Source organism: Dokdonella sp., assembly GCF_051958935.1.
Lineage (GTDB): Bacteria > Pseudomonadota > Gammaproteobacteria > Xanthomonadales > Rhodanobacteraceae > Dokdonella_A.
Genome location: NZ_JBQCFP010000026.1, coordinates 1 through 19,829 on the forward strand (window position 1 = coordinate 1; position 19,829 = coordinate 19,829).

Below are 19,829 nucleotides of genomic sequence, written 5' to 3' on the forward strand. Positions count from 1 at the left end.
TTCGCGCGTACCGCCCTACAGCCAGGCCGTGGCCGCCTCGCGCCCCGTGGCAGGGTCATCAGCCGCGACGCGGTGCGGCGCTTCGCGTTCCGCTGGCCCGCGCGATTACCGCGTTGGCGAAGCGCGCAGCCGAGCCGGGCGCGTGCGCGAAGAACAGCGAGGGTTCGGCGAGCTCGAGTTCGAGCAGTCGCGGCGCGCCGTCGGCGTCGTGGATGAGGTCGACGCGTGCATAGAGCAGCGGATCGTTGGGCAGCAATGCCTGCACGGCCGCGAGCGTTGCCGTCGCGAGCGCGCGTTCGGCATCGCCCGGCGCGCGCGGCGTGATGTCTTCGGCCGCGAACAGCGCATCGGTCGGGCCGTCGCCACGGCGCAGCAGCGGACCCTTGCGGATCGCATGGCTGTAGACGCCCTCGAAATGGACGAGCGCGGTTTCACCGTGCGCGTCGACGCGTTCGAGGTAGGGCTGCAGCAGCACGCTGCGGCGTGCATCGAGCAGGCGCGCGACGTGCTTGAGCGCGGCGTCGCGGTTCGTGCGCGCATGGCGCTGCGCGTCGCGCGAGCCCGCGCCGACGGCAGGCTTGACCACGAACTCCGCCGCATCGGTACCTGCAAGGAACGCATCGAGCGCGGCCGCCGCCTCGGCATCGGGCTCGACGAACGTGCTCGGCACGATCGCGATTCCTGCGCGTTCGAGTTCGGCGAGGTAATGCTTGTCGGTGTTCCAGCGCAGTACCGCGAGCGGATTGCACAGCTCGGTGCACGCGGCGACGCGGGTCGCCCAGTCGAGGAACTCGGGCAGGCGCTCGGCGTAGTCCCAGGTCGAGCGCAGCAGGGCCAGGTCGAAGCGGCCCCAGTCGACCGCGGCGTCGTCCCAGTCGACGATGACGACGTCCGCGCCGGCGCCGCGCAGTGCCTCGTCCAGCGGCGGGAGGTCCTCGTCGAGCGGGCGGGCGGCGGCGGCGGAGACGAGGGCGATCAGTGGCGCGGGCATGGCGTTCCGGCGGCGGGGGCGAAGCCCCGAGGATAGCGGGTACCGCCACGCGCCCGCACCGCAACGTGCCGGCGCGCCCGCGGCGTGCGAGGATACGCGCGCGCCAGGGGGCGCTCAGGGGAGGGCGCCGCAGCGCGGCGCCGTGCGCATGCGCCTTCGACTCACGTTCAACCTGATCCTCATCGCGGTCTTCGTGATCGGCATCGTCGCCGCGGGCTGGCACTACCACTCGCAGCTGCAGCGCGGTGCGATGGAAGAGGTGCGGCACAACTCGCAGGTGCTGATGGAAACGGCGCTCGCGATCCGCAGCTACACGACCGACCAGATCAAGCCGCATCTCGATCCGCTCAATGCCGAACGCTTCCTGCCGCAGACGGTGCCCGCGTTCGCCGCGACAGAGACACTCCATCGACTTTCCGACCGCTACCCGGGCTACGTCTACAAGGAGTCGGTGCTCAACCCGACCAACCCGCGCGATCGCGCGAGCGACTGGGAGCGCTCGCTGATCGAGCAGTTCCGCGCCGATGCGGGCTTGGGCGAACTCAGCGGGATCCACGGCGAGGGCGTCGAGCAGTCGATGTACGTCGCGCGGCCGATCACGATCAAGCAGGGCGCGTGCCTCGCCTGCCACAGCACGCCTGAAGCGGCGCCGGCGACGATGCGCGCGGTGTACGGCGATGCGAACGGCTTCGGCTGGAAGCAGGACGAGACGGTCGGCATGCAGCTCGTGCGCGTGCCGGTGCTGTATCCGCTCGAGAAGGCGCGGCGCGCGTTCAACACCTTCATGCTGTCGCTCCTGGCCGTGTTCGCGCTGATGTTCGCCGGCCTCAACCTCGCGCTCGAGCGGCTCGTGATCGTGCCGATGGCGCGCGTGAATCGCCGCCTCGAGGAACTCGCGACGAAGGACTTCCTCACCGACCTCGTCAACCGGCGCCGCTTCTTCGAGCGGCTAGAAGCGGACATGGCCGAGGCACGCATCAAGCACCTCGGCCTTTCGGTGATCATCTTCGACCTCGACTTCTTCAAGCGCATCAACGACACGTTCGGTCATGACAGTGGCGATTCGGTGCTGCGCCATACCGCGCTGCGCGTGCGCGAGCTCTTGCGCAGCTCCGATTGCGCGGCGCGCTTCGGCGGCGAGGAGTTCATCATCCTGCTGCGCGAGACGCGCATCGACGCGGCGATGGCGATCGCCGAAGCCGTGCGCGGCAAGATCGCGGGCGCGCCGTACGAGGTCGTCGGCGCGGTCAGCGCGAGCTTCGGCGTCGCCGAGTGGAACCATCGCGAGGACGCGCGCGAACTCATCAACCGCGCGGACAAGGCGCTCTACCAGGCCAAGCAGGAAGGTCGCAACCGCGTCGTGCGCGCGTCGGAAACCTGAGCGCGGCGCGGCGTGCTCAGTCGAAGCCGTCGTCGAAAATGAGGTCGACGACGACCTCGACCGCGCCGATGTCGCAACCCGCACCTTGCGGGCGCGCGAAGCCGCGCTGGTCGCGCGGCTGCGTGCAGTCCTGCGCCGCGATCATGTCGATGGCCGCGCTGCCCGGCCCTGGCACCATCGTCGGCGTGGGACCGCCGTTGTCCTGCAATGGCCCGAGCGCGTCGCTCGCGCTCGAGACGAGGTTGCCGCTGCCGGTCCATGTCACGCCGGCGGCGATGTCCGAGCCGGAGGACGCGCTGTTGCCCGAGACGATCGTCTGGACGATCGTCGCGTTGCCGCTGCCGCCGATGCCGCCGCCCGTCGTGTTGGCATGGTTGACCGACAGCGTCGCGTGGTCGAGCTGCAGCGTCGCGGTGGAGGCGAGGTAGAGGCCGGCGCCGCTGCGATTGCAGTTGTTGCCGGCGATCGTGCTGTTGGTCGCCTCCAATGTTCCATCCACTCTCGCGCCGCCGCCGTAGTAGCGCGCGGAATTGCCGGCCAGCGTACTGCCGACGAGCGTCGTCGTGCCGCCGGCCACGTGCAGGCCACCGCCGTGGTAGTAGGCCTCGTTGCCACTGATGACGCTGCGCGTCACCGTCGTGATCCCGCCGGACTGGATGCCGCCGCCGAGCTTGGCGATGTTGCCCGTGATCGTGCTGTCGACGACGTCGAGCGTGCCGTCGGTGCGGATGCCGCCACCGGCGCCGACCGGCCACACGCTGTTGTTGCTGATCGTGCTCGCGGTGATCGTGACGTGGCCGGTGTGCGAATAGAGCCCGCCGCCGGCGTAGGCGATGTTCGCATCGAGCGTGCTGCGGATGAGCGTCACGGTGCCGGTCGACGAGGCGATGCCACCGCCGAGGTTGTCCGCATGGCCGAGGGTGACCGAGCTGTCGACGAGCGCGAGGTCGGCCGCGGCCATGCAGATGCCGCCGCCGTCGGCGCGACCGTCGCAGACGCTGCCGCGCGCGAAGCCGTTGCGCAGCGTGAGTCCCTTCAAGGTGAGCGAACCACCCGCGGGTGCAATGTCGCGAAGGATGCCGAACGTCGCCAGGGCGCTGCCCGGCCGCTGGATCACCACGCCCTCGGGGAACTGGTCCGGGCCGCCGCCGCGCCATGCGCTGCCGTCGATCACGAGATGCATGGCGCCGACGACGAGCGTGCCACCGACGCTGCCGCTCGCATCCGCCGAGTCGGCGAGCGCGATCGCGCCGGGCGTCGGCGCGCCGATGATCGCGGACGCCGCGAACGTGATCGTGTCGCCACTGCCGAACGCGCCGCCGGTGTTGCCGCACGCGCCCTTCAATGTGCCCGTGTTCATCGACAGGACCGCCTGGCGCAGCGTGCAGGTGTTTGCGGCGGCAGGGTCGGAATCGTCGGGGGAAGTCACCTCGATCGTCGCGGCGCTCGCCGGAAGTGCGGCGAGACCGAGCAGCAGCGTGGCCGCGATCGCCTGCTGCAGGTACGTTCGGCGCAGCGACGATCGACGTTGGATGGTACGGGGCAGGGACGGATGCACGCGGATACCTCTCTGGATGGCGCGGTCGACACCGATGGGGCGCGGTGCGTCTCCCCTATACGCGGAAGGGTGGGGTAAACCCGCAGGGTTTCGTCATTTCGGCGAGAGTTCGTCGGTCGGGCGATCGCTCGTCACTCCAGCGAAAGTACGATGCGGGGGCATTCCCGGCGAAGGCCGGAATCCAGCTCATTGCCGTCCGGCAGGTCGAAGACGCCGGGTCCGGGATTCGACCGGACGACCGGGTGGGGCGTGCAGCGGCTACCATGGGCCGACCCTGCTCGCGGAAGCCACGAATGCTTCGAGCCGCCGCTGCTCTCGTCGTCATGCCGTTCGCGGTCGCTGCGCCGGCGTACGCGCAGAATCCCGACCCGCTCGACATCCGCGCCTGCACCGCGATCGGCAACGATGCGCAGCGGCTCGCCTGCTACGACCGCGCGACGCATCGCGACGATCGCGAGGCGCAGCGCGCGGCCGATGCGCGCATGCGCAGCAGCGGCGTGTTCGCCCAACCGGACGCGGCCGCGGACGCTGCGGGTCGGGAAGCCGTGCCGCGCGAGTCTTCGCAGCTCGATCGCCGCTGGGAACTCGATCCTGCGAGCAAGCTCGGCACGTTCAACCTGCGCAGCTACCGGCCCGTTTACGTGATGCCGTTCTTCGCGACGAGCAAGCTCAATACGCAGCCACGCAGCCCCAATCCCGACAATACCGTGGGCGAGCGCGCGCACCTGGACAACATCGAGGCGAAGTTCCAGCTGAGCCTCAAGACGAAGGTCGCGCAGGACGTGATCGGCAACGGCGACCTCTGGGTCGGCTACACGCAGTCCTCGCGCTGGCAGGTCTACAACGAGGACGAATCGCGACCGTTCCGCGAAACCGACTACGAACCCGAAGTGCTGCTCGTGTTCGGCACCAACTATCACGCGCTCGGCTGGGACGCACGCCTGTTCGACATCGGCATCAACCACCAGTCGAACGGTCGCAGCGATCCGTACTCGCGCAGCTGGAACCGCATCGTCGCCGACATCGGCCTTGAGCGGGGCGACTGGACGATCGTGCTGCGCCCGTGGTGGCGCATTCCCGAGTCCCGCGGTGACGACAACAACCGCGACATCGAGGACTACGTCGGCCGCGGCGAGGTGCAGCTCGTGCGCAACTGGAACGACCAGACGTTCGGCCTGACCTTGCGCCATTCGCTGCGCGGCGGCGATGCCAACCATGGTTCGGCGCGTTTCAGCTGGAGCGTGCCGCTCGCGGGCAGCCTGCGCGGCTACGTCGAGCTGTTCCACGGCTACGGCGAGAGCCTAATCGACTACAACCACGAGGCGACGTATCTCGGCGTGGGCCTTTCGCTGCTCGATTGGTACTGACCGGGCGCTCGATCGCGGGCGGTGCCCGCGTCGGCGGCGGTGGAAAATGAATTCGTGTCTATAATGCGGCTGCGCGATACGTCGGCCACGTCGACGCCGTGCTCCAGGGTGCTTCTTACAGGGGACAATCATGGATCACAGGAAAGCGGCCTCGCGCCGCGCGCGCGCTGCTGCGTGCGCAACCGCGGTTCTGTCGTTGTGGGCGACGTCGGCGACGTCGTCGACGGACGGCGTCAGCGGATTCGCCATTCGCCAAAGCCTCGTGTCGAACGGCGGCGGCTTCGTCAACGACAGCTGCTACCGGTTGCGCTCGGCGGTCGGCCAGCCCGTGCTCGGCGTCGTGGGCAACGCCGAATTCACGCTCGCGTCGGGATTCCTCGCCGAAACCGCGTCGACCGACGACAAGCTTTTCCGCTCCGGATTCGAAAACAGCACGGGGATCTGCAAATGAATACCTTTCGATCGAATGCTCTTCGCGCGCTCGTTCCGGCGATCGCCCTTGCGCTCGCGCATGTCGCATCCGCGGCGCCGCAGGTGCCGGAGTTCAACTACCAGGGCAAGCTCGAGCAGAACGGCTATCCCGCCAATGGCAACTACGCGTTGACGTTTTCGCTGTGGGATGCGGCGACCGGCGGCAACCAGATCGGCACGACGATCAGCGAACCATCCTGGCCGGTCGTCGACGGCATCTTCTCGATCAATCTCGCGTTCGACGGCGCATTCCAGGGACAGCAGAGCTGGCTCGAGATCAGCATCAACGGCGCGACGCTCGGTCGCCAGCCGATCACCACGGCGCCGATCGCGCAGTTCGCCCTGACCGGCAACGTCGGTCCCGCGGGCCCGACCGGCCCTGCAGGCCCCGCCGGCCCGGCAGGTCCGACCGGCGCGCAGGGCGCGACGGGTGCGACGGGCGCAGCCGGGCCAATTGGCCCGACGGGGGCGCAGGGCGCGACGGGTGAAGCAGGTCCCACGGGTGCGACGGGTGCGACGGGTGCGACGGGTGCGCAGGGCGCTACCGGTGCGCAGGGCCCGGCGGGTGCGACGGGCGAAACAGGTCCGGCGGGTCCGGTCGGCGCGACCGGGCCGCAAGGCGCCACCGGTGCGCCGGGTGCCACCGGTCCGGCGGCAGCCGTGGGTCCGACCGGCGCGCAGGGCCTCCCGGGTGTTGCCGGTCCGACCGGCCCGGCGGGTGCTGCGGGTCCCGCCGGTGCGCAGGGTGCGACCGGCCCGCAAGGTCCCGCTGGCGCGACCGGTGCCACCGGCGCGCAGGGCGCGCAGGGCGCGACGGGTCCGGCAGGCCCCGCGGGTCCGACCGGCCCGGCCGGCAGCGGTAAGTACGCGGTGCGGATCAACGGTACGCTGAGCACCGCGCTGCCGCGGCCGCTGTATCCCGTTAACCTGGCCGGCTACAGCGGCGCGGTCGCGCTGATTTCGCCACAGGGCTACATCATGCAGATCGATGCCGGCGGCACGATCGGTGGTTCGGGTACGGCGACCTATGCGAGCAACAACTGTAGCGGCCCGGCCCTGATCGTGGCGAGCACGATCAACCCGGGAGGCGTCGTGTCGCTCGGGCAGCTCAACAAGCTCTACTACGTGCCGCGCACCGGCGCGACGGTCCTGACCGATCCGATCCCCGGCAGCCGCTCCAACTCGGCCAATACCTGCGTGGCCTACAACACGCAGATCGTCGGGGCCGTGTACTCGGCACCGGAAAACGTGCCGGCCACGACCGGCATCGACCCCGTCGTCGAACCGGTCACGGTGTCCATCGACTTCGTGCCCTGAGGCCTTGCCTGTCCCGCGGCGCCGACACGCGCCGCGGGCGGCTTGCCGGAAATGCGCGGCGCCGCTGATGGCGCCGCGCCGTCGAAGCCGTTCGCAAAGATCGCGTCGAGGTCACCGACTTCGACCGCGCCCGCATCGCACGCGCTGGTCCCATCGCCATCGCCGTCCTGCGGACGCACCGTGCCGCGCTGGTCGGTCGTGGCGCACGACGCGGCGCCACGGTCGATCGCGTTCACGCCGGGCAGGTGCGTGCGGGTGAAACCGCCGTGGTCGGCGAGCGGTCCGAGTCCGGGGTCGACGTCGAGCTGGTCGTCGGCTTGCGCGTCGAATTGGCAGTGCGCGCTGTCGCCGATGAGGTTGCCGCCGCCGACCGAGCGTGCGGCGACACAGTCGTCGGCGATGAAGCCGGGGCCGTTGCCCGCAAGGATCGTGTTGGTGAGTTCGGTGCGGCCAAAGCCGCCGTGGACGTCCTGGATGCCGCCGACATTGGTGATCGAGCCGGATGCATGGTTGCCGGTGATCGTCGAGTCGACGACCACGAGGCGCGTTCCGTCGTCGTTGAGGATCGCGCCGGGGTTGCCTGCATTGCCGCTGATCGTCACGTTGTCGAGTTGCACGACGCCGCCCTGGCCGAGGTGCATCGCGCCCGCGACGCGTGCGGCGTTGTTCGCGACGAGCGTGCGACGCAGCGTGGCGGACGCGCCGCCGTGGAGGAGCAACGCGCCGGCGACGTCGGCGCGGTTGTCGCTGATCTCGCTGTCCTCGAGCACGAGGCAACTGCCTGCGCCGTCGGTCGCGATGCCGCCCGCCCAGGCCGAGCCTCCGCCGACCGGTGCGGGATCGGTATTGCCGATCACGCGTATGTGGTCGCCGACGAGGCAACCGGTGTTGTCGATACCCGCGGCGCCCGCGAACGTCGTGAGATGGTTGTCGCGTACATCGACGTGCGCGAGTTCGATGGTCGCGCCCGCGCCGATGCGTAGTCCTGCGCCTTGCCGGTCCAGCGGCGGCTGGGATTCCAGGGTGAGTGCGCCATTGCGCAGCGTGAGTCCCCTGATGCGCACGTGCCGCGAGCCGGTGGCGGGGCGCACGTCCAGCACGCGATCGAGCGCGCCGGCATCGACGATCGTCGCATCGGCCCCCGCGCCCTGCAGCACGAGGTCGTCGTCGACATCGAGGTCGCCGCTCGCCGATGCATCCTCGTTGCTGCCGGCCAGCGTGAGCGTGTAGACCACCGCGCCGAGGACGATCGTGTCCTCGCCTGCGAGCGCATTCGCTTCCTGCATCGCTGCGCGCAGGCTGCAGCTCCCATTCGCGTCCGCGCAGGTGCCATCGCCGGGCGCCGCGTCGATGGTATCGTCGATCGTGTCAGGCGCGAACGTGGCTGCGTGCGCGGCAGCGCCGGTCGCGAGTGCGAGTGCGAGTGCGGGCATGAGACGCACGGTTCGATCCACGGGCCCTCCTCCGGATGCCGGGCTGCGGCTACATCAACATACGAAACGAAGCGTGCGCGCCTGCCACGCCGATGGGCGCTCATGCACACGGCGTGTGGGTACCGCGCGGGGCACAAAAGGATGTGCCCGCGTTCGTTGCTACCCCGGTTCGCTTTGAGCGAGGCTCGCGCAGCGCGCGCAGTCGAAACGCCCGCGGCAGGGCCCCTCGACTCCGGCCCGCCAGGCCTGCGCGCAGGGCGAACGGCCTCGTTGCGATCTCTGTCCGAACCTAGTCCTGCGCCTACGCGAAGCCCATCACCCGTCGCGTTGAGCGAAGCGCCCGCAGCGACGCAGTGGAAACGCCTCGCGCGACATGGCCCTTCGGCTCTGGCCCTTCGGGCCTGCGCTCAGGGCGAACGGGATCCGCCAGGCGACCTCATGTGCGGACCTCAAAGGTTCTGGTAGTTCGGCCCGCTGCCGCCTTCCGGCGTGGTCCACGTGATGATCTCGTACGGATCCTTGATGTCGCAGGTCTTGCAGTGCACGCAGTTGGCGGCGTTGATCTGCAGGCGCTTGCCGGCACCGTCGGCGACGATTTCGTAGACGCCGGCCGGGCAGAAGCGCTGGCAAGGATTGGCGTATTCCTCGATGCAGCGCGTGATGCAGATGTTCGGGTCGGCGACCTTGAGGTGGATCGGCTGGTCCTCGTCGTGCTCGGTCGCGGCGAAGTACACGCCGGCGAGTCGATCGCGTGGCGCGAGCGTGCGCTCGACATAGGCCGGTTGCGCGGGCGAGGGTGCGTTCGGGCCGGGCTGCGTCGCCGCGGTCGCCGCGTCGATCTTGTCGTACGAACTCCAGTCCGCGTGGTTCTTCAGCGTCCACGGCGACGCGCCCTGCGTGACCGTCTCCCAGCCCGCATTGGCGAGCCCGAACCAGAGTCCCTTGTTGAAGCCCGGACGGATATTGCGCACCTTCCTGAGTTCCGCGGCGACCTTCGATGCGCGCAGCTTCGCGTCCCAGCCCGCGCTCGTCTTCGTCGCGGCGACGTGTTCGGCGGCGAGCATGCCCGAGCGCAGCGCCTGGTGCGTGCCCTTGATCTTCGGCACGTTCATGAGGCCGGCGGCGTCGCCGATGAGCAGCGCGCCGGGCATCTCCACCTTTGGCAGCGATTGCCAGCCGCCTTCGATCAGCGCGCGCGCGCCGGCCGAGACGATCGTGCCGCCGTCGAGCAGCGGCTTGACCAACGCGTGGTTCTTCAACTGCTGGAACGCTTCCCACGGCCGGAACCGCGGATCGGCGTAGTCGAGGCCGGCGACGAAGCCGATCGCGACCCGGTCCTGGTCGAGCTGGTAGATGAAGCTGCCGCCGTAGGTGCGCGTGTTGAGCGGCCAGCCGAGCGTGTGCATGACCTTGCCCGCTTCGGCCCGGCCGGCGGGCACCTGCCACAGCTCCTTGATGCCGATGCCGTAGGTCTGCGGGTCGCTGTCCCTGTCCAGGGCATAGCGTGCGATCAGCTGCTTGCTGATCGAGCCGCGGCAACCTTCGGCGAGCACGGTGAGCGGCGCGCGGATGTCGATGCCCTGCGTGTAGCCGGGCTTGTGGCTGCCGTCGCGCGCGACGCCCATGTCGCCGATGCGCACGCCGCAGACTGCGCCGGGCTCGGCGATGAGCGCCTCGGCCGCGGCGCAGCCGGGCTAGATCTCGACGCCGAGTGCTTCGGCGTGGGGCGCGAGCCACGCGCACAGCGCGCCGAGCGAGACGATGAAGTTGCCGTGGTTGTGCATCTGCGGCGGCGTCATCGGCGACTTCGTCGCGCGCGTCGCGTCGCGCAGGAACCAGAACTCGTCCTTAGTGACCGGCACGCAGATCGGCGGCGGATTCTTGCCCCATTCGGGCAGCAGCTCGTTGAGCGGCTCGGGTTCGATCACCGCGCCGGAGAGGATCTGCGCGCCGACCGTCGACGCCTTCTCGATCACGCAGACGCGGATGTCCGGGTCGAGTTGCTTGAGGCGGATCGCGAACGCGAGCCCGGCCGGCCCGGCACCGACCGTGACGACGTCGTACTCCATGATGTCGCGATCGCTCATTGGGGCGGGCTCCGGGGCGCTGGCTGATGCGCGCTATTGTCGGGGTTCGGCGCGGGGGCGGCAAACGCGTCTTGCGCGCCGCGCAGGGGCCGCGGGCATAATCAGGCTCCGACCATGGAAGCGATGCCGACGATGGACGCGCTCACCGATTCGAACCTGCGTGGCGCCGCCGCGTTCCAGCAACTGCACTGGCTCGCCAGCGGCCGCATCGACGCCGCGCATCTCACGCATGCCTACGCCGCGGCGATCGCGCGCGACAACCCGCGCCTCAATGCCTATCTCGCGCTCGATCCGCGCATGGAAGAGCAGGCCGCCGCGAGCGACGCGCGCCGGCGCAGCGGTGGCACGATCGGTCGGCTCGACGGCCTCGCGGTCGCGATCAAGGACAACATCGACGTGTCCGGCCTGCCGACCACCGCCGGCCTGCCGACGCGCCGCACGCACGTCGCGCCGGCCGACGCCAGCGTGGTCGCGCGCCTGCGCGCCGCGGGCGCGATCATCCTCGGCAAGACCAACCTCGACGAAGGTGCGCTCGGCACGTTCTCGGCCAATCCGCACTACGGCCCGGTGCAGAACCCGTGGCGCGCCGGCTACACCGCAGGCGGTTCCTCCGGTGGATCCGCCGCGGCCGTCGCGGCCGGGCTGTGCAGTTTTGCGATCGGCACCGACACGCTCGGTTCGATCCGCATCCCGGCGAGCCACTGCGGCGTGTTCGCGCTCAAGCCGACGCACGCGGAGATTTCAACGCGTGGCATGGTGCGCGCGGCGCGACGGCTCGATTGCATCGGCATCCTCGCGCGCGCTGTCGAGGACCTCGCGATCGTCGTGCAGGTGCTCGACGCGCACGACCCGGCCGACCCGCGTTCGCGCCGGCGCCGCGTGCCGCTGGCGACGCCCGACTGGGAGCCGGGCAACCTGCGCAGCGCGTTCGCGCTCGACCTCGGCGCGCTCGGTGTATCGGCCGACGTGCGCCAGGTATTCGACGCCGCGGTCGCGCGCATCGGCGGCGCGTTCGGCCGGCGCATCGACATCGACTTCAGCGATCACGACCTCGGCCGCACGCGTCGCGCCGCGCTGCTCGTGATGGAAAGCGAACTCGGCGTGGAATTCGCCGATGATCTCGAAGACGCGACCCATCCGGTGTCGCCGCGTCTAAGGTCGATGCTAGACTACGCGCGGCGCAAGTCCGCGGTCGACTACGCGGCGGCCGACCGCGCGCTCGATGCGACCGTGCTCAAGGCGCGCCGTGTGTTCGAGGATATCGACGTGCTCGTGCTGCCGACCGTGTCGCACGGTCCGTATCCCCTGGCCGAGGGAGAGCGCGCCAACGACGCCGATCTCACTGCCTTCGCGAGCCTGGCCGGCTGCCCGGCCGTGAGCCTGCCGATGGGCACCCTGCCTGACGGCATGCCCGTCGGGCTGCAACTGGTCGGCCGACCCGGTGCGGACCTGCGGCTGCTCGAACTCGCCGGGGTCTGCGCGGCCATCCTCCCTGCCGCCGTGCCCTGACGATCGCGTCCCGGCGTCGCCATTCACACGAGCGCGTGCCCGATGCGACCGTGCGAACGCGCGGTCCGTATTCGAGGATCGACGTGCGCGCGCCGCGGGCCGTCTTCGCGCGTTCCGCATACACTGTCTAGGGCGAGCGCCAGCGACGCCAGGCTCGCCGCATTCGCGAACCGCGCGGGCCTGACCTCTGGCTTGCCCTACGGCACCTTGCCCGACGGCATGCCGGTCGGCAACAGCTCGACGGCCGCCCCCGGCGCGAATTGCACCTTCCGGGGACCGCGAGGCATGCGCAGCCACTCCCCGTGCCGCCGCCCTGACAACGCATTTCCTGCGTTGCAATTCTCCACAAGCCTGAATCCCCTTTGAAACCAATTCGTTGCGTGCCAAAGCGGCGCGCGTATGGATGCGAGGGATTTTCCCTGGTCTGTGAATTGGCGCACATTCTGCATACTGTGCATTGCGCCTGCAATTACAGTGGGCCTGCGGTCCGGCACTCAGGGAACCTAAACATGCTGACGACACTGCGCCGCGGTGCGCTGCTCCTTTGCACTCTTCTTGCCACCGTGTCCGCCGGCGCGCACGCGCAGGCCGTCTGTTCCGCTCCGGGCTCGTCGGGCAGCGGGACGATTTCAGGCATCGTGAATACCTACTTCCAGGGCAACGGCAATCTCGCGGCGAACGCGACGACGCTGACCTTGGGCACGCGCGACACGCGCGGCGCGAGCACGCCGGTCGCCGTCGGCACGCTGCTCCTGCTCATCCAGATGCAGGACGGCTCGATCAACTCGAGCAATTCGAGCCTCTACGGCGACGGCACGGGTTCCGGCCAGGGCACGCTTACCGTCGGCAGCGCGGGTCTGCACGAGTTCGTGACGGTCACCGCGACGAGCGGAACCGGCGCGGGCGCGAACGTCACGTTCTCCCCGCCGTTGACCAATAGTTACACGCAGGCGGCATCGACGGGCTCGGCCGGCCAGAAGCGCTACCAGGTCATCGTCGTTCCGCAGTACCTCACCGCGACCGCGGCCGGGGTGACTGCGCCGGCATGGGGCCTCGGCACCGGTGCGACGGGCGAAACCGGCGCCGTCGTTGCCGTCGACGTGCAGGGCGCGCTGACCCTCGGCACTGCGTCGGTCGAAGGCCAGGCCGGCCGTTCGATCTTCGTGGCCGGCAAGGGTTTCCGCGGCGCCGCCGGACGCCAGAGCGGCGCGAACGGACCGAACACCGACTGGGTCGCGGTCGCGACCGGCGCGCATGGCGGCAAGGGCGAAGGCATCGCCGGCACGCCGCGCTACATGGCGATCAAGGGCAACGGCTTCGGCGCGCAGTCGACCAATCTCGTCGCGAGCGCGACCGATCTCGCATTGCTCGATAACGGCGAAGGCTATCCGAATGGCTCGCACGCGCGAGGCGCTCCCGGCAACGCGGGCGGCGGCGGCACCGACGGCAATCCGAGTGGCGGCAACAACAACGAGAACTCCGGCGGCGGCGGTGGCGGCGGCTATGCACAAGGCGGCCTTGGCGGGCGCCCGTGGAACGCGCCGCTCGTCGACAGCGACGGCCGCGGCGGTGCGGGCTATGCGGGCGTCCTCGCGTTCAATCGCTTGTTCCCCGGTGGTGGCGGCGGCTCCGGCGGCAGCAACGATGCGACCACCGATCCGGGAACGTACGAGAACCTCGGTGTCTCGTGCGACAACATCGGTGCGATGTGTTCGTCCGGTGCGGCCGGCGGCGGCATCGTCATCGTGCGCGCGCGCAGTGTCGGCGGCAGCGGCGTCATCGATGCACGCGGCGCCAACGGCTACAACGTCTCCAACGATGCCGGCGGTGGTGGCGGCGGCGGTGGCGCGGTCGTCATCTACTCGATCGACGGCGGCAGTGCGAACGTCGATGCGAGCGGCGGCGACGGCGGCAATGCCTGGGCCGGGCACACGGGCGGCTCGCCGGTCGGAGACCGCCACGGCCCCGGCGGCGGCGGTGGCGGCGGCTTCATCACGTTCGCGCCGTCTTCATTCGTGCTCACCGGCACCGTCAATGGCGGCCGCCCCGGCCGCACGACCAACGGCGTCGACGATACCTACTCGTCGAGCGGCTATGAGGGCGGCCTGACCACATTCCAGACGCCGAACACGCCGGGCATCCTGCCGGGCGCGGTCTGTTCTCCGGACCTGCGCCTCGCCAAGAGCGACGGCACGAGCACGTTGAACGGCGGCGGCACGGCGACCTACGCGCTCACGGTTTCGAACATCGGCAACAGCATCACCTCGGGCACGATCACCGTCGTCGACGTGCTGCCCGCATCGCTCTCGATCGCGAACGGCGTGGTGCCGTTGAGTGGTCCGCAGGCCGCGAACTGGTCTTGCACTGCTGCGTCGAACGTCGTGACCTGTACGTCGGCCACGGCGATCGGCGCGGCGGGCACGAGCTCGTTCGCGTTTGCGGCCAGCGTGACCGGTGCCAACGGCACGTCGGTGACGAACCTCGCGCGCGTCGGCGGCGGCGGCGATCCCAACAAGCCTGCACCGAGCGGCGCGACCGCCTCGGCCTGCACCGCGCAGGACAATCCGGCCGGGTGCGCCACGGACGTCGACACGATCCAGGCGCCGCTCCTCACCTTGAGCAAGAGCGACGGCGTCAACGATGTCGTCGCCGGCGGCGCCACGACGTATTCGCTGGCCGTGACGAACGCGGGCGCACTCGCGACGAGCGGCACGATCCGCGTCGTCGACGTGCTGCCGACGGGCATGACCTACACCGGCGCGTCGCCGTTCTCGTCGGGCGGCTTCAATTGCACCTGGACGGCGGGCTCGCTGAGCTTCTCGTGCGATCGCGCTACGGCGCTCGCCGCGGGCGCGAGCACGACGATTTCGCTCCCGGTGTCGATCGCGGCGGCGGCTCCCTCGTCGTTGACCAATCGCGCGCGCGCGGGTGGCGGCGGCGACCCTGGCAAGACCACCTTGCCGACCGTCGCGTCCGCGACCTCGTGTCCGGCCCCCGCGCCACCGGCGACGCTCTATGCCGATGCCCTGACCGGTTGTGCCTCGGACGTCGACACCGTGCGCCACGTGAACCTCGTCCTCGCCAAGAGCGACGGCCAGCCGTTCATGCCGATCAGCGGCCAGACGACGTATGCGTTCACCGTCACCAACAATGGCGACGCTACGTCGAGCGGGACGATCTCTTTCCGCGACGTGCTGCCGACGCCGATGAACTGGCCGAATCCGCTCACCGTCGGCGGCGCCAACGCAGCGGCGTGGTCGTGCACGCGCGTGAGCGCCAGCGACGTCACCTGCACGTCGTCGACCGTGCTCGCGCCCGGCGCCAGCAGCGTGTTTTCGCTGGTCGCCAACGTCGGCGCGGCGACGAGCGGCACCCAGTACCTCAATCGCGCGCGCATCGGCGGCGGCGGCGATCCCGAACTCGTCGGCTCGCCGTCGAACGCCGACACGATTGCGTGCACGAACGACAACAATCCGCTCGGCTGCGCCGTCGATCTCGACACCGCCCAGAGCGCCGCGCAGGTGCGACTGGCGAAATCCCACGCGGATCCGCAGGCACGCAGCCCGGGCGATTCGATCACCTTCTCGCTCGTCGTCAGCAACACCGGCGGCGTCGCCACCGGCGGCGCGAACACGGTACGCGTCGTCGACGTGCTGCCGTCGAGCCTGGTCTATTCGGGCGCTTCCCCGTTCACGTCCGGCGCATTCAGCTGTACGGTCGCGGCAGGACCGCCGCAGGCGATCACCTGCAACAACACCGCGGCGATCGCCGCGGGCGGCTCGAGCACGATCTCGTTCGCGGCCACGGTCGCCGCCGGCGCGAGCAACAACCTGTTCAACCCGGCCCAGGTCGGCACGACCGGAGCGGATCCGCAGAACGCGACGCTGCCGACCGCGACGACCGCGGCGACCTGCGTCGGCAACGGCGCGCCGCTGATCGGCTGCGCGGTCGACGCGGTGCCGCTCAATGCGAACCTGTCGATCGCCAAGACCGAACGTCTCGGCGCGAGCGGTGCATTCACGACGGGCCCCCTCACGGTCGCCAACGGTTCGACCGTGCAGTTCCAGCTCGTGGCTTCGAATGCGGGCCCTGCGACGGTCACGGGTGCCGCGATCAGCGACGCCATTCCAGCCAACTTCACCGCGCCGTCGATCGTGTCGGCCACCGGCGCGGGCGGCGCCACGGGCTGCACCACGGGCGCGTTCGCACTCGTCGGCAATGCGCTCTCGGGCACGATCACCTCGCTGCCGTCGGGCGCGAGCTGCACGCTCGTCGTGCAGGGCACGGCATCCACCAACGGCAGCGCGACGAACACCGCGCAGGTCGTAGCGCCGGCCGGCATCAACGACGCCAATCCGGGCGACAATGCCTCGAGCGTCGTCACGAACATCCTCGCGCGCCCTACCGTGCAGGTCACCAAGGTCTCGCTCGGTGGCACCGGCACATTCGCGTTCACCGGTGACAACGGCTATGCCGGCGATTCGATCACGACGCTGGTCGCCGGCACGCCGGTCGCCGGGCTCACGCGCACGCTCGCTGCGGTCAACGTCGCCACGACGATCGTCGAGTCGGCGCCGCCCGCGGGCTTCGCGCTCACGCAGATCTCGTGCTCCGGGCTCGGTGCGGGCAGCGCCGGCATCGATCTCGCCAACAGCCGCGTCACCTTGAGCGCGGCCGCGATCGTGCCCGGTGCGGCGATCGCCTGCACGTTCACCAATTCGAAGCAACCGCGCATCACCTTGCAGAAGTCGCTGCCGGCCGGTCGCGCCGATGCGAGCGACCAGTTCGCGTTGTCGATCGCGGGTTCGACGAGCGCGACCGGCACGACCGCAGGCTCGGGCTCGGCCGTGACGTCGCCGGCGATCGTGCTGACGGGCGCCGCCGGCAGCTACACGCTGTCGGAAGCGATGGCGGCGGGCAGCGCGAGCACGCTCGCGAAGTACACGAGCGCGATCAGCTGCACGAACGCGGCCTCCGGTTCGTCGACCGTACTGCCGAGCGGAGCGGGTACGAGCTTCCCGCTCACCGTGCAACCCGGCGACGACATCAGCTGCACGCTTTCCAATACTGCGATCCTCGCCGACCTGTCGATCACCAAGACCGACGCGGCGACGAGCGCGATACCGGGTAATCCGATCAGCTACACGATCGTCGCGAGCAATGCGGGACCGAGCGCGGTCAGCGGCGCGACGGTCACCGACACGAGTCCCGCGGCCGTCACCGGCGCGACGTGGACCGCGGTCTACGCGGGCGGTGCGAGTGGCCCCGCGAGTGGTTCCGGCAACATCGCTGCGAGCGTCAACCTGCCGTCCGGCGGCAGCGCGACCTTCACCGTGAGCGGCACGATCAGTGCGACCGCGACCGGCACGCTCGCCAATACCGCGACGATCACGGCGCCCGCGAGCGCGACCGATCCGACGCCCGGCAACAACAGCGCGACCGACACCGACACGCTGGCGCCGAGCGCGAATCTCGCGATCAGCAAGACCGACGGCGCGACGAGTGCGACGCCGGGTTCGACGGTCACCTACACGATCGTCGCGAGCAATGCGGGGCCGAGCACGGCGGCCGGCGCAGTCGTCAGCGACACGCTTCCCGCGACCATCACGGGCGCGACCTGGACCGTCACCTACGCGGGCGGCGCGAGCGGCCCCGCGTCAGGCAGCGGCAACGTCAATGCGACCGTCGGCATTCCGGTCGGCGGCACCGCGACGTTCACCGTCACCGGTACGATCAACGCCGGCGCGACCGGCACGCTCGTCAACACGGCGACGATCGCTCCGCCCGCGGGTACGACCGATCCGACGCCGGGCAACAACAGCGCAACCGACAGCGACACGCTGAATGCGAGCGCGGACATCCGTGCCGTGAAGACCGGCCCGGCCTCGATCGGCTATGGCGGCGCGCTGAGCTACTCGGTGGTCGTGACCAACCTCGGTCCGAGCAATGCGAACGGCACGACGTTCAGCGACGCGGTGCCTGCGACGATCACGGGCGTGAGCGCAACGTGCGGTACGCCGAGCGGCGGCGCCGTGTGCGGTACGGTCAACGTCGCCGGCAACAGCGTGACGAGCACGATCCCGACGCTGCCGAGCGGCGGCAGCGTCACGTTCACGATCAACGGCACCGCGCCGACGAGCGGCGCCTCGGTGAGCAACAGCGCGACGGCGAACCCGCCGGCGGGCACGAGCGATCCGGTGCCGGGCAACAACACCGGCACGGCGACGACGAACCTGCTGCAGCCGCAGCTTTCGGTGACGAAGTCGGCGACGCCGACGCCGTTCATCGTCGGCCAGCCGGCGAGCTACACGATCACGGTGTCGAACGGCGGCGCAGGCCCGACCGCGGGCAGTATCACCGTGACCGACACGCTGCCGGCCGGCATCACGCTCGCGAACGCGAGCGGCACGAACTGGAGCTGCAGCGGCACGACGACCCTGAGTTGCACGTACACCGGCACGCTCGCAGCGGGCTCGAGCACGACGCTCACGCTCGACGTGAACGTCACGGCGAGTGCGGCGAACGGCAACAACAGCGCGACCGCGAGTGGCGGCGGCGATCCGACCTGTCCGGCGCAGCCGCGCTGCACGGGCACGACGACGGTGCCGGTCAACCCGAGCGCGGACATCGCGGTCGCCAAGAGCGTCGACAACGCGACGCCGAACGTCGGCGAGGCGGTCACGTTCACGATCACCGCGACCAACAACGGCCCGAACGCCGCGACCGGCGTGGCGGTGACCGACGCGTTGCCGAGCGGTGTCGCGTTCGTCTCGGCGACGCCGTCGCAGGGCGCGTACAACAGCGGCACCGGCCTGTGGACGGTCGGCGCGCTCGGCAACGGCGCGAGCGCGACGCTCGACCTCGTCGCGACGGTGCTGACGCCGGGTGCGATCACCAATACCGCGACGAAGAGCGCGGGCGACCAGTTCGATCCGAACGGCGGCAACAACGCGGGCTCGGCGTCGCTCAACGCGCAGCCGTCGGCGGACCTGCAGGTGACGAAGACCGTCAGCAATGCGACGCCGAACCTCGGCACGAACGTGACCTACACGGTGACGGTGACGAACGCCGGCCCGAACGACGCGGGCAACGTGAGCGTCGACGACCTGCTGCCGATGGGCCTGGTGTTCGTCTCGGCGACGCCGTCGCAGGGCATCTACGACGACGGCGTGGGCCTCTGGACGATCGGCGGCATCGCGTCGGGTGACAGCGTGACCCTGCAGATCGTCGCGACGGTGACCCTGCCGGGCGACATCACGAACACGGCGACAGTGGATGCCGACGAGCATGACCCGAACCCGGCGAACAACACGGGCGGCGTGACCCTGAACGGCCAATCGGCGGACATCCAGGTGCTCAAGGTCGTGGACAACGCCAACCCGGTGCGTGGCGACACGGTGACGTTCACGATCACGGCGACGAACAACGGTCCGAGCAACGCGACGGGCGTGGCGGTCGACGACGTGCTGCCGGCGGGCCTCGGCTTCGTCTCGGCGACGCCGAGCCAGGGCACGTACAATAGCGGCACCGGCACGTGGACGATCGGCAACCTCGCCGCGAGCGGCGCGGGGGCGACCGCGACGCTGACGATCGTCGCCGACGTCGATACCGACGCGGGCTTCACCAACACGGCGAGCCTGTCCGCGATCGACCAGACCGATCCGAACCCCGCCAACAACAGCGCGAGCGTCGTCGTGACGCCGATCGCGAGTGCG

At 70.2% G+C, this 19,829-nt stretch carries 11 protein-coding genes; 6 read left to right on the forward strand and 5 right to left on the reverse strand.

Going from position 1 to position 19,829, the window contains the following annotated elements:
• Positions 1-58: 58 nt before the first annotated feature.
• Positions 59-991 (reverse strand): ATP-grasp domain-containing protein, encoded by a 933-nt coding sequence (locus ACTHK2_RS02885; protein ID WP_440244189.1) that lies wholly within the window; start codon positions 989-991, stop codon positions 59-61.
• Between the two features lie 148 nt (positions 992-1,139).
• Here ACTHK2_RS02885 and ACTHK2_RS02890 point away from each other — a divergent pair, with 148 nt between their 5' ends.
• Positions 1,140-2,372 carry a diguanylate cyclase gene (locus tag ACTHK2_RS02890; protein WP_440244190.1) on the forward strand — a complete coding sequence of 411 codons (1,233 nt, stop codon included), beginning with the start codon at positions 1,140-1,142 and terminating at the stop codon, positions 2,370-2,372.
• 16 nt (positions 2,373-2,388) lie between these two features.
• Here ACTHK2_RS02890 and ACTHK2_RS02895 read toward each other — a convergent pair whose 3' ends face one another.
• Positions 2,389-3,930, reverse strand: coding sequence for a choice-of-anchor Q domain-containing protein (locus ACTHK2_RS02895; protein WP_440244191.1), 1,542 nt, complete (start codon positions 3,928-3,930; stop codon positions 2,389-2,391).
• Between the two features lie 293 nt (positions 3,931-4,223).
• Between ACTHK2_RS02895 and ACTHK2_RS02900 the strand changes: the two genes are divergently transcribed.
• The 3 genes from ACTHK2_RS02900 (at position 4,224) to ACTHK2_RS02910 (ending at position 7,085) form a co-directional block, all read left to right on the forward strand.
• Complete coding sequence (locus ACTHK2_RS02900) at positions 4,224-5,297, forward strand: phospholipase A (protein ID WP_440244192.1); 1,074 nt, start codon at positions 4,224-4,226, stop codon at positions 5,295-5,297.
• Between the two features lie 262 nt (positions 5,298-5,559).
• On the forward strand, positions 5,560-5,748 hold the full coding sequence (locus tag ACTHK2_RS02905; protein ID WP_440244193.1) for a hypothetical protein: 189 nt from the start codon (positions 5,560-5,562) through the stop codon (positions 5,746-5,748).
• Positions 5,745-7,085, forward strand: coding sequence for a hypothetical protein (locus ACTHK2_RS02910; protein ID WP_440244194.1), 1,341 nt, complete (start codon positions 5,745-5,747; stop codon positions 7,083-7,085). The genes ACTHK2_RS02905 and ACTHK2_RS02910 overlap by 4 nt, the downstream gene beginning before the upstream one ends.
• On the opposite strand, the gene ACTHK2_RS02915 is transcribed toward ACTHK2_RS02910, so the two are convergent.
• From ACTHK2_RS02915 to ACTHK2_RS02925, 3 genes are all read right to left on the reverse strand, one after another.
• On the reverse strand, positions 6,971-8,539 hold the full coding sequence (locus tag ACTHK2_RS02915; RefSeq protein WP_440244195.1) for a choice-of-anchor Q domain-containing protein: 1,569 nt from the start codon (positions 8,537-8,539) through the stop codon (positions 6,971-6,973). The genes ACTHK2_RS02910 and ACTHK2_RS02915 overlap by 115 nt on opposite strands.
• Before the next feature lie 428 nt (positions 8,540-8,967).
• A complete protein-coding gene (locus ACTHK2_RS02920) occupies positions 8,968-10,143 on the reverse strand; it encodes an electron transfer flavoprotein-ubiquinone oxidoreductase (RefSeq protein ID WP_440244199.1) in 1,176 nt (391 codons plus the stop codon).
• A gap of 69 nt (positions 10,144-10,212) precedes the next feature.
• The gene (locus ACTHK2_RS02925) at positions 10,213-10,605 is read right to left on the reverse strand and encodes an NAD(P)/FAD-dependent oxidoreductase (RefSeq protein WP_440244196.1); all 393 of its coding nucleotides are present in this window, start codon (positions 10,603-10,605) and stop codon (positions 10,213-10,215) included.
• A 114-nt stretch (positions 10,606-10,719) separates the two neighbouring features.
• Between ACTHK2_RS02925 and ACTHK2_RS02930 the strand changes: the two genes are divergently transcribed.
• Together ACTHK2_RS02930 and ACTHK2_RS02935 are read left to right on the forward strand one after the other, a co-directional pair.
• Positions 10,720-12,114, forward strand: coding sequence for an amidase (locus ACTHK2_RS02930; RefSeq protein WP_440244197.1), 1,395 nt, complete (start codon positions 10,720-10,722; stop codon positions 12,112-12,114).
• A 509-nt stretch (positions 12,115-12,623) separates the two neighbouring features.
• The coding region (locus ACTHK2_RS02935; RefSeq protein WP_440244198.1) for a prealbumin-like fold domain-containing protein at positions 12,624-19,829 on the forward strand (7,206 nt) is incomplete at its 3' end.

Excerpts from the sequence above, each read along its gene's own strand:
- ACTHK2_RS02900 (WP_440244192.1), top strand. The coding sequence starts at position 4,224 with ATGCTTCGAGCCGCCGCTGCTCTCGTCGTCATGCCGTTCGCGGTCGCT.
- ACTHK2_RS02890 (WP_440244190.1), top strand. The coding sequence starts at position 1,140 with ATGCGCCTTCGACTCACGTTCAACCTGATCCTCATCGCGGTCTTCGTG.
- ACTHK2_RS02910 (WP_440244194.1), top strand. The coding sequence starts at position 5,745 with ATGAATACCTTTCGATCGAATGCTCTTCGCGCGCTCGTTCCGGCGATC.
- ACTHK2_RS02885 (WP_440244189.1), bottom strand. The coding sequence starts at position 991 with ATGCCCGCGCCACTGATCGCCCTCGTCTCCGCCGCCGCCGCCCGCCCG.
- ACTHK2_RS02930 (WP_440244197.1), top strand. The coding sequence starts at position 10,720 with ATGGAAGCGATGCCGACGATGGACGCGCTCACCGATTCGAACCTGCGT.
- ACTHK2_RS02920 (WP_440244199.1), bottom strand. The coding sequence starts at position 10,143 with ATGGGCGTCGCGCGCGACGGCAGCCACAAGCCCGGCTACACGCAGGGC.
- ACTHK2_RS02925 (WP_440244196.1), bottom strand. The coding sequence starts at position 10,605 with ATGAGCGATCGCGACATCATGGAGTACGACGTCGTCACGGTCGGTGCC.